Below are 11,255 nucleotides of genomic sequence, written 5' to 3' on the forward strand. Positions count from 1 at the left end.
ACACTATCCTGTCGACGAACACGACCAGTTCGATATCCACCATGACGGTGGTGCGCTCTGGAACATCCTCAAAGCCGCCACGGCTCGAGCGACGCAGACACGCGATACCAGCTCGGCCTCAGAAGCAACTCACCAACTGCCATGACCGAAGCTTGCGTTGTGATCTGCGCCTCCACACTCGATCGCCGGGGTGCGCCGCCAGGCCCCGCCGCGCCCGCGAGCCCCGGTGATCTTCCGTGGTGAGAACTCGGGCAGGCCGAATCCGGTGCGTAGAAGCCCGGCGTTTCAAACCAGGACCATCGCACCCCTACCAAAGAGTTTGGACAGACACTGGCAGCTCAAGTCGGGAGAATTCCTAGATGCGTATTCTGAAGCTTGCGCAATCCTATGGCCGGGAGGGTCACGTCGGGAACCCAAGTATCGGTGTCGCCCGCGGCGCTGATGACGTTGCCACAACCCGACAGCCGCGGTCGAGGACCGGGCAGTCCGAGGATGGCGTCAGCAGCGAACGCCGCCCCCCTACGATCTCAGTAATTATCTGCGCCTACACTGCGGACAGATGGGCACTCCTGCTGAAGTCGGTGGCCTCGGCTCAGGAGCAGACATTGCAGCCCTGCGAGATCATCGTATGCGTCGACCAGCCCCTGTTCCACCGTAGTGCCGCCCAATGGGCTGACTTCGCCGCATCCACCCCCCCGATACGGGTGATCCAGAACAAATGGGATGGGCATCTCGGATCGGCCCGAAACACGGCAGCCGAGACGGCTGCCGGAGAGATCCTGGCATTCCTGGATGACGATGCTGCGGCCGACAAGGACTGGCTCGAGGTTCTCACCGCACCCTACCAGGACGAGCGCATCGGCGCCGTCGGCGGGCGTCCGATTCCGGTGTTCGAGATTGGCCGCCCGGCCTGGTTCCCTCTACAGTTCGACTGGGTGTTCGGATGTACTTACGATGGCCTTCCGACCAGCCGAGCTCCTTTGGCTCACCTCATCGGAGCCAACATGTCGGTGCGGCGCACCCTCCTCGAGCAGGTGGGGGGATTCCATTCCGACCATCACGACGACATGGACATGTGCCACCGCGTGGCGCACATCAAGGGCAGCGAAGCGGTCATCTATGAACCGGCGGCGACCGTCCGCCACTTTGTGCCTGCCTCACGGCCCACCTGGAAGTACTTTTGGCGCCGCTGCTTCTTCGTCAACAAGGGGAAAGTCGAGGCCTTTGCTCAGATGGGCGACGCCGCCACACTGGGTGCCGAGACGCGCTTCGTCTGGCACGCGCTGACCAGGGGCGTACCGCGCGAGATTTTGCAGGCGGCCAAGGGCGACGCCCACGGGCTGGCGCGGTGCGCGGCAATAATCGTTGGCGTGGGCCTTGCCGCGGCAGGCCATGTCACCGGCCGGATCGCGCTGCTGGGCCGCCGGCGCCAGCTGCGCCTACAGGCAAACAAGCAGATCCTGGACGCAGCCGCGCAAGGCGTTAGGCGTGGGAAGTAGATGCCGTCTTCGCTAATCATCGGGTCGGGTCCGGCTGCAGCCGCCGCCGTGTTGGCGCTGTCCGAAAAACCGGACGAGAAGATAACCGTGTTCGACCCGGGCACCGTGCTGAACGCGGAGACCCAGGAGGTCATAGCCAGGCTGTCTAGGCTGCGTGTCGACGACTGGGATGAAGAGGATGTCCGCCGGATCAGCCAGCAGCCCAAGCGGGTCCAGTCCGACTCGCTGCCTGAAAAGAGAAGCTACGGATCCGATTTCCCGTTTGCCAACAAGGGCCAGCTCGACGGCGTCCATTCCGTGAGCAGAGTGAACCCGGCGGTCATATCGAGCGCCTACGGGGGGTTCAGCAATGTCTGGGGGGCCCAGATCATGCCCTTCAGCGCCGCCACGTTCAAGGCATGGCCGTTCGGCTTCTCGGATATGGAAGAGCACTATCGGACTATCCTGGGTCACATACCTTTCGCGGGAGAGTCCGACGATCTCGAGGAGTGGTTTCCCCTCATCGGATCCCCGGACGCGCTTCCGCCGCTGGCGCCGCGGACACAAATGGTCCTGGCCAACTACGACCGGCACCGCGAGCGAGTGCGCTCCACCGGAATAACGATAGGCCGCGCCCGGCTCGCCTTCGCTGCCCCTCAATGCCAGCCCTGCAGCCTGTGCATGACCGGGTGCCCACGGTCGCTGATCTTCTCGGCCTCGCACAGCTTCGATCGCTTCCGGCGCAACGGGAGGATCGACTACCGCAGCGGGTTGCTCGCGGTGCGAGTCGAACAGGAGGGCGACACGGCCGTCGTGCACGCACGGGAGCTGTCGAGCGGCCGGATCCAGCGATTCACGGCCGACCGGGTTTTCGTGGGCTGCGGAGCAATCGGGACCACAAGGCTGATGTTGGGCTCGCTCGGATCGAACCAGCCGGTGCATCTTTCGGAATCTGCTCAGTTCGTTCTTCCAATGATTTCCATGAAGCCAACCCCCGACCCACGTGCAAGGCGCGAGTTCACACTCAACCAGTTCACCATGGTCATCGCCCGGGACGACGAAGGCTTGGATGTTTCACAGATTCACTTCTATCCGTTCAATCAGGCATATTACGATGCGCTTCCCGGTTTCCTCAAACACCGCGCCGCCGCCTTCGCGACCGATCGGCTGCTCAGCCGGTTGACGGTAGGCCTGGGCTACTTGCCGTCCTGGGCGTCACCCAAGATCCGAGTGAGCGCCCAGCTGTCCGCAGCAGCTCCTGACGAGCTCCCCCAGATCACTCTCACTTCGGAGGGCTTCAGCGAGGCCAAGGTCAGGGGCAAATGCGTGCCTCCAATGCTGCCTGACGTGATAAGCCGGATCCGCAGGGCGGCACCTTACCTTGACTTGTGGCCAGTCACGCCGCGGATGCTGTGGTCGGGCGGAGCCAAAAGCTACCACTTTGGCGGCAGCTTTCCTCACGCCAATGAGCCGGATTCCGGGAGTGCGACGACAGACCGCCTTGGGCGGCTGGCGCGCTGGGACCGGATCCATCTCATCGACGGGTCGGTTTTCCCAAATGTTCCGGCTACCACCTTTACGCTGACGGTGATGGCCAATTCGCATCGCATCGCCCGCGAAGCGATGCAGCTGACGGCTTGAGCGTTCGATGCGGGTCGGTATCACCGGAGCGAACGGATATGTCGGGACCATCCTGCGCGCCGCCTTCGCCGAACAAGGGCATAAGGTCATCGCCTTCGCCCGCCCGAACCGGGTGGCCTCCGAATCTGCCGCCAGCGTCGCCGAGTGGCGCCCATATGAGATCAAGCGCCCGCCGTCAGGGGCCGCATTCAGCGACCTGGATGTGCTCATCCACGGTGCATGGGACCTGACCCTCGTCAGCGCCGGCGATGTGTGGGGCACCAATGTGTCAGGCTCGCAGCACCTCCTCCGCAATGTCGCCGCCGCAGGGGTTCGCCGGGTTATTTTTATCTCCTCGATGTCCGCCTATAAGGGAACCCAACAGTTGTACGGTCAGGCGAAACTGGCCTGCGAGCGCACGGCGGGCAGTCTGGGAGCTGTCTCCACCCGGCTCGGCCTAGTGTACGGCCCCGGTTGGGGCGGGATGGCAGGCGCGCTCCGCAAGCTCACCACGCTGCCGGTTACACCTCTCATCGGGGCGCAATCCCATCAGTTCATGGTGCATGAGGCGGACATGGCAGCCGCTATGGTGCGTATTGCCGAGTCGGACATGCCCCTGCCGGAACCGGTAGGGCTGGCCAACCCCGAACCGGTGCCGTTCCGACGGCTCATGAACGAGATCGCCGCATCGCAAGGCAGAACACTGCGTGCCGTCGCCGTGCCCTGGCAGCTTGTCAGTGGCGCCCTCAAGGCAGCTGAGGCGGTGCATGTCCCCCTGCCCTTCCGATCCGACTCCATCCTCGGGCTCGTGCGCCCGGCGCGAGAGGTTCCCGGCGTAGAGCGGCTCAAGCAGCTCGGTATCGAGTTTCGGGGCTTCTCGGTGGATGGCGACCGCCCCTCATCCGGGACATTGCGTCGGTATTCTTAGTCGAAGGCCGGTTCGATCCGACAGAGACGCAAACGGCGAGATTGTGCGGCCGGCACGACCGCCAGAATCCGCAGCAGCGTCGCCCCACAGCGGGCGCGATGCGATTCAGTCCGGATCAGCAAAATGGGGCTACCCCCGAGGAATAATCGCGGATCGAAGAAAACCATGCAATGATTCACAGAGACGCAAGAGACGCATGACCTCAAAGACGGGCGCAGAGCTTAATGCCGAGCCCCGGTCGAACTCGCGGCTGTCCAGCGGTGAAGGCTCGCAAACGGAAGTCATTGCAGAATCCGGAAGACTTTGGCGCGAAAGCTTGCGCACAAAAGGCAAGGGGCAATCCGATTGGTTGAACCGCGCGCCATCTTCATATCGGGAGTGGCCGGCTTTGTAGGAAGCAGGCTTGCAAGGATTTTTATTGATCGTGGATATCCGGTCTTTGGCTTTGACAACCTGTCGCGAGGTTCTCGGGAAAACCTGAACGAGCTTCTTACGCATGAGAGGTTCATTTTTGAGAAAGTGGATCTCTCAGACGCGGCTGCGGTGAGAAGCCGCTTTATGAACTGTCACAGTCGCATTCCGATTTCCGAAGTCTGGCACATGGCTGCCAATTCGGACATTCCTGCAGGAATCTCAGATCCCTCTGTCGATCTGCGCGATACCTTTCTAACGACGTTCAACGTGTTGGACGCAATGAGGCAGGCGGGAGTTCCGTTCCTTGCTTTTGCATCCAGCTCAGCCGTGTACGGCGATTTGGGGGAGGCTCCGATCAGAGAGGATGTCGGGCCGCTGCTGCCGATTTCCAACTATGGCGCCATGAAGCTCGCATCGGAAGCGCTCATCAGCGCAGCCGTCGAGAACTGGTTGGAGCGAGCCTTGATCTTTCGCTTTCCGAACGTGGTCGGCGTTCCGGCAACACACGGCGTCATTGTGGATTTCGTCAGAAAGCTGAAGATCACACCAAACAAGCTGAACGTTTTGGGATCGGGCCGCCAACGGAAGGCCTATCTTCACGTCAATGATCTCATCGATGCAGTCGTCTACCTGCGTGCAAACGCATCCGAGCGGCTTGGCTGCTACAATATCGGCCCCGAGGACAAAGGGGTAACCGTCAGCTTCATAGCGGAAACCACTGTCGAGGCTGTCGCACCGGGCGCGGGTATCGAATACGGATTTGAAGATCGCGGTTGGACGGGCGATGTTCCCCGGTTTTCCTATGACGTGGCAAAGCTCCGTGCGCTCGGTTGGCGGCCCCAGCTTGGATCGGCCGAGGCTGTCCGAAAAGCCGTCGTGGAAATCGTGCGGCAGGAAGGACATCCATGATGCAGGCCGTTGTACTTGCCGGTGGTCTGGGGACACGGCTCAGGAGCCGGATCGGTGATCTGCCCAAGTCGCTGGCCAACATTGGTGGCAAGCCACTTCTCGAGCATCAGATCCTCCTCGCCAAGCAACACGGGATCGAGAGGATCTTGATCCTGGTGAACCACGCAGCCGAGCAAATCGTGGAATTCTGCAATCAGCGCGGGAATTGGGGGATCGAAGTTCGGTGCGTAGATGACGGCGCGCCTCGCGGGACTGCCGGGGCGGTTCTGTCCGTTTTGGATCTGCTCGACGAGGACTTCCTCACGATCTACGGCGACACGATGCTCGACGTCGATCTCACCCGCTTCAAGTGCTTCCATGAAAAACACGAGGCAGCAGCCGCAACTGTTTTCACCCATCCGAATGATCACCCGCATGATTCCGATCTGATCGAAACGTCGGAAGATGGCGTGGTTACCGCGTTCCATCCATATCCACACGATCCCGGTTGCTTTTATCCCAACAAAGTCAGCGCAGCTCTTTACTACATTCGAAGACAAGCATTGTTGCCGTGGCGCGCCGCGGCAACTCCGCTCGATTTTGGCAAGGATCTCTTTCCTGAAATGCTTCGGGCGGGCGCGGAGATCAGAAGCTATAGCAGCCCTGAGTACATAAAAGACGCGGGAACCCCGGCGAGACTTGACAAGGTCTGCGCCGACCTTGCCTCCGGCCGCATAGCCCGAGCTTCACTCGCTTCTCCGCAGAAAGCAGTATTTTTGGACAGGGACGGCTGCATCAATGTCGACGATGGGCACATCGATCGTCCCGAACGCTTCGAGCTGATCAAGGGGGCCGCGGCCGCGATCGCCTGTTTCAACCAGGCCGAATACCGCACAATCGTCGTCACAAACCAACCCGTTGTGGCGAGAGGAGATTGCTCTGTACGAGACTTGCGGAGGATCCATGACAAGATGGAGACCGAGCTTGGCCGCCGCGGGGCTTTTGTCGATGCCATTTATTACTGCCCGCATCATCCAGATCGCGGCTTTGCCGGTGAGGTGGAAGCACTAAAGGTCCACTGTGAATGCCGCAAGCCCGCCACCGGGTTGGTCGACCAGGCGGTCGAGGCGTTCAATATCGATCGCAGACAATCCTGGGTCATCGGCGATTCCTCTACCGACATCGCACTCGCAAAACGGTCCGGCATCAGATCGATCCTGGTCGAGACGGGCGCGGGCGGGCTGGACAGCAAATATCATGTCATGCCCGACTATACCGTCCCGGACTTGTTCGAGGCTGCCACGTTCATTCTCACCGTTCATCCGACCTTGGTGGACACGGCATCCGATCTGATCGCGCATGTGGAGCCGGGTGACGTGTGTTTCGTGGCAGGGCTCTCCCGAAGCGGAAAGAGCGTCCTTTCCAGCGCTATCGCCGAGGTACTTCGCGGCCGCGGCTTTGATGCGCAAGTCGTTGCCCTTGATCGCTGGATACGGTCCGCCGCCGATCGCGAAGCAACGGTGATGGGTCGCTACGACATGAACGAGATCAGGAAGGTTGTAAGCCGCCTGGTGGGCGTTCGTTCTCGCGAGACGCTCGATCTGCCCTATTACGAAAAGCTGAGCCGCGTATCGCATCCAAGATCGGAAAAGATAAGCATTTCTCCGGAAACCGTCCTGGTCGTGGAAGGAGCCGTCGCTCTTTCGCTGTCCGACTTGGTTCCGCCCGGTCGTGCACACACATTCTTCGTTGATATCGATGAGGAACTGAGGAGGCACCGAGTAACGCGGGAATACTCGCGTCGAGGCGTGGATCGTGAGGCTGCAGCGCGTATCTATAGTTCCCGTCAGGAGGACGAGACACCAATCGTTTTGGCATCGCGGGCGAGCGCCAACCAGTGTGTCCGATTGCGGGTGATCGAGCCGATTGAGGCGGTCGGATGATCATCAGTCAGACCCCGCTTCGAGTGAGCTTCGTGGGAGGTGGCAGCGATCTGCCTGCCTTCTATCGGGAGGAAGGCGGCGCCGTCCTAAGCGTTGCTATCGACAAGTACGTCTACGTGAATGTGAACCGCAAGTTCGATAACGGCACTCGAATCGCTTATTCAAAAACGGAAGAGGTCGATAGCGTTGAGGATATCCAGCATCCGATAGTCAAGGCCACGATGGGATACCTTGGGATATGCGGGGGCGTTGAGATAACGACCATTGCCGATATTCCGTCCAAGGGAACCGGACTTGGATCATCGAGCGCTTTTACGGTTGGCCTTCTGCACGCGCTGAACGCGTTTCGGGGGCAATATGTCTCCAAGGCAAAGCTCGGTGCCGATAGTTGTTGCATCGAGATCGAACTTTGTGGCGCGCCCATTGGAAGGCAGGATCAATACGCCGCCGCCTTCGGCGGATTGAATCTCATCGAGTTTCACTCCGATGACAGCGTCTCGGTGTCACCGCTCATATGCCCGCGTGATTTCATCGCCTCGATCGAGAAGCAAGTACTCATGTTCTACACCGGCATTACGCGCAGTGCTTCGGACATTCTCGTGCGACAGTCGGAGTGCATCGCAAGAGCTCCGGACAAGCGCAAAGCGCTCAGGCGGATGGTCGGGCTCACCTATCAGCTTCGTGATGAACTGCATCGATGCAACCTCGACGCCTTCGGCGAAATCCTCCACGAGAACTGGCTCTTAAAAAAGAGCCTCTCCGAGGAAATCACGAACGATGCAATCGATCACTGGTACCAGACCGCGATGCGGGCGGGTGCCACGGGCGGTAAGCTGCTGGGAGCAGGTGCAGGAGGTTTTCTCATGTTCTTCGCACCTCTCGATCGCCACGACGCAATCAAAGCGGCCCTCGGGGATCTAAAGCACTTCCCTGTCAAGTTCGACTTCGCCGGGAGCCGCATCGTTCACTATCAACCGACATCGGAGTCCACCCAATGAAGCATTTTGGCGGCAGTACTCAATCAACCGACATCGGAGCCCGCCCAATAAAAAATTTTGGCGGCAGTGCTCAAGCCTATCTCAAGAAACTCGAGATCGTCCTGGCTTCATTGGACCACGCAAGCATCGATAATGCAGTGGCCTTGGTCGCGCAGGCCCAGGAGGATGGCAAGCAGATAATCACGCTTGGAAATGGTGGCAGTTCGCTCACGGCACTGCATTTCATCACCGACTGGAACAAGAGCATCTATCTCTCCACGAAGCGCCCGTTTCGTGGTCGGACGCTGATCGACAATGTAGGCCTTACGTTTGCATACGCGAACGATGTTTCTTTCCAGGATGTGTTCGTGGAGCAGCTAAAGAACATTCTGAACGAAGGCGACTTGGTCGTCGCGATTTCGGGAAGCGGAAACTCGGAAAACGTTCTGCGTGCCGTTCGATACGCCAATGATCATGCCGCAGTTACGCTAGGGCTTTGCGGATATGGCGGAGGAACGCTCAGGCAGATCGCCCAACATGTGGTTTGGGTCAATGTGAATGACATGCAAATTGCGGAGGACATACATTCCATGTTCGGGCATGTCGTCATGCAGCGTCTTTGTCTTGCGGGTACACAAAAGTGGAGCGATCGGCGAGAGCGGCGCAGCGCTGCTGGCGGCTTCAATGCAAATCCAGCTGGCTCCGAGACGAGCTGGCAATCCTGATCGAGAACAAGCGATGCAGCATTATCGGCTCTACGTTCTGGACGACCGCGGCCAGTTCAAGGGCGGCATCAACCTTACCTGCGTAGACGACGTTGCGGCGAAAGAGCAGGCCAGGCTGTTAGCAGATGGCCACGAAGTGGAGCTTTGGCGACTCGTTGCGCGGTTCAAATCTGACAATCCGCGGAGCCGTCCCGCGGCGACGAAGCGCATGCGCGCCGTGGCGCCACGCTCCAGCCATTTCAACAAGGTACCCAAGCATTCGCACTCTCCCCTTGGATGCGGTTGCGCGTCTTGGCGCTGCTCAGATCTTGATAATATGATCCCGATTCAGGCACTTTGGCATTGCGATTGAACGGCTGCGCGGCGCTGTAGAGACCGTGCTCTATCACGATACCCCAGCGGATGACGCGGGCATTGCGGCTGCGTGGCTAGCGACGTGACGCAGTGACATTTATAGAGACTGGAACGTGGTCAACGCCTTAACGGCTGAGCTCGGCCAAGCACATCGGCGCGCAAATGGTGGTCGAACATCCGGCCGGGTGCGACAACAGGCTCGAAGGCTCGTCAGCGATGCGCCATCGCAAGACATCCCACCCATCCCTTTCGACGACCTCAAATGCGAACGACCCGCGCGAGCCACCGGGCACCCAAAGCGACCGCAACATTTCAACCGAAGATACGATCGTGGCAGGCCATCTGGAAGGGTGCCCCGGCGCGGTCCGTTGATCACTTTCCATATTAGAACGTGTTAATAAGTTACATTAGGAATGTGTTAACAATCACCCGCCGAGCCTCATTCTCGCCGCAAATCGTAGTATGGTCGCCTGTGTCATATACATCGTCTTCGAATAATTTACGCAGGTACAAGACGGTGTCTGAGCAAGTTTAAATGCGGAAATGCCTGTGTTTACTTAGGGGTGCGGGCGGAATGAGAACAAAAAAGACGCAATGAACTAAGGGACTACTGTGCTTATACTTAATAGCAAGCTCGGCGGCGCGCCCGCCGGGAGACATGCGGTCGACTTCAATTCGGCTGCGGCTCAAATCGTTGAAAGCCTTGTGCGCGTTGGCAGCGACACCGTACACGGGTTCAGGGGCGAGAACCTGACAAGCATTCCCGTCGACAAGACTCGTCTTCGATGGTGAAATCAACGTTGAGCCCGCTCGACATCAGTGTCTGGGGCGAAGACACCCAAATCTCCCCTCCTTTGTAATCAGTCGCGTTGCCTATGCGAGTTTGAAATCAGTTCTCGTAGCCCAGCTACGAGTTTCAAATCAGTTCGCGTTGCCTAGCTGCGCGTGCGACGTCTCACGCACTTTGGCGATGCGCGGCAGTGAATTTTTTTCAACGCCCAAGAAGGATCACGGAATGACTCTTTCCGCACCAACAGGCTTTGCCTCGAGCGACCTCGTCTATGAGGAAAACTTCTCCGGCACGGCGCTCGACAGCGATTGGCATACCTATATCACCAGCAATGCCGCCAACGGCTGGGCCTGGAATAGCAATGGGTCGGGAGGAAGCACGCCGGGCGGCCCATATAATGCCGACTATGAAATGCCGAGCCAGGTGTCGGTGAGCAACGGGACCTTGGATCTCACGGCGATCAAACAGCCCATCAGCGGCATAAATCAGGGTGGGGTGGCACAGACATTCCCGATCACGTCCGGCGCCGTCAGCAGCTACGGCAACTTCGAATTCAACGGCGGCTACCTTCAGATCAGCATGAAGGCGCCGAGCGGCGGAGGCGCATGGCCAGGCCTCTGGCTGATGCCCGGCGACGGCGCGGGCAGCAGCGGCGACAATTTCGAGCTCGATATACAGGAGGGTGGATTTACCGGTTCTGGGCCGGCGGACAACAATTTCTCCTGGCACCTCCACGGACCGTCAGGGTGGGTCGGCGACACCATCGACAGCGGCATCAACCTCACGGGCGGCTTCCACACCTACGGCATCAACTGGGTGCCTGGTGAATCGATCACCTGGTATCTGGACGGGAAACAAATGGCGCAAGTGACCAGCGCACAGGTCGCGATCCCGGATGAACCGATGCAATTGATCATGAGCAATTCGGTCGCGAATTCGAACGCGTCCGGATGGCATACGGCTCTGGATAGTTCGACCCCTTCGTCGATGCAGATGCAGATCGACGAGGTTCAGCTTTATCAGAAGGCGGGCAGCGGCGACACCGTTACGGGTGGCAACGTCGCTCCGTCGACGTCATCGACCCAGCCCCCGACGGCTGCGCCAACCAGCCCAACGACCCCGACGACAGCACCTACCC

The 11,255-nt window shown here is 59.6% G+C and carries 9 protein-coding genes; all 9 read left to right on the forward strand.

Features of this window, described 5'->3' with window-relative positions; genetic code table 11:
• The first annotated feature begins 359 nt into the window (after positions 1-359).
• Positions 360-1,499, forward strand: a complete 1,140-nt coding sequence (locus EOA28_RS11540; RefSeq protein WP_127251839.1) for a glycosyltransferase — start codon at positions 360-362, stop codon at positions 1,497-1,499.
• Positions 1,500-3,119, forward strand: a complete 1,620-nt coding sequence (locus tag EOA28_RS11545) for a GMC family oxidoreductase (protein WP_127251838.1) — start codon at positions 1,500-1,502, stop codon at positions 3,117-3,119. It begins immediately after the preceding gene.
• 7 nt (positions 3,120-3,126) lie between these two features.
• Positions 3,127-4,026, forward strand: a complete 900-nt coding sequence (locus tag EOA28_RS11550; RefSeq protein WP_127251837.1) for an NAD(P)-dependent oxidoreductase — start codon at positions 3,127-3,129, stop codon at positions 4,024-4,026.
• Positions 4,027-4,371: 345 nt separating this feature from the next.
• Positions 4,372-5,349 (forward strand): NAD-dependent epimerase/dehydratase family protein, encoded by a 978-nt coding sequence (locus EOA28_RS11555; RefSeq protein ID WP_210212014.1) that lies wholly within the window; start codon positions 4,372-4,374, stop codon positions 5,347-5,349.
• Positions 5,346-7,271: an HAD-IIIA family hydrolase gene (locus tag EOA28_RS11560; RefSeq protein WP_127251836.1), complete on the forward strand. Its 1,926-nt coding sequence runs from the start codon at positions 5,346-5,348 to the stop codon at positions 7,269-7,271. Before EOA28_RS11555 ends, EOA28_RS11560 begins: the two co-directional genes overlap by 4 nt.
• On the forward strand, positions 7,268-8,269 hold the full coding sequence (locus EOA28_RS11565) for a GHMP kinase (protein WP_127251835.1): 1,002 nt from the start codon (positions 7,268-7,270) through the stop codon (positions 8,267-8,269). Before EOA28_RS11560 ends, EOA28_RS11565 begins: the two co-directional genes overlap by 4 nt.
• Positions 8,266-8,973 (forward strand): SIS domain-containing protein, encoded by a 708-nt coding sequence (locus EOA28_RS11570; RefSeq protein WP_127385972.1) that lies wholly within the window; start codon positions 8,266-8,268, stop codon positions 8,971-8,973. The genes EOA28_RS11565 and EOA28_RS11570 overlap by 4 nt, the downstream gene beginning before the upstream one ends.
• 13 nt (positions 8,974-8,986) lie before the next feature.
• The gene (locus EOA28_RS11575) at positions 8,987-9,325 is read left to right on the forward strand and encodes a hypothetical protein (protein ID WP_127385973.1); all 339 of its coding nucleotides are present in this window, start codon (positions 8,987-8,989) and stop codon (positions 9,323-9,325) included.
• A 972-nt stretch (positions 9,326-10,297) separates the two neighbouring features.
• On the forward strand, positions 10,298-11,255 hold a 958-nt coding region (locus tag EOA28_RS11580), incomplete at its 3' end, for a glycoside hydrolase family 16 protein (RefSeq protein WP_148670689.1).

The sequence above is a fragment of the Mesorhizobium sp. M2A.F.Ca.ET.067.02.1.1 genome, from assembly GCF_004023285.1.
Taxonomy (GTDB): domain Bacteria; phylum Pseudomonadota; class Alphaproteobacteria; order Rhizobiales; family Rhizobiaceae; genus Mesorhizobium.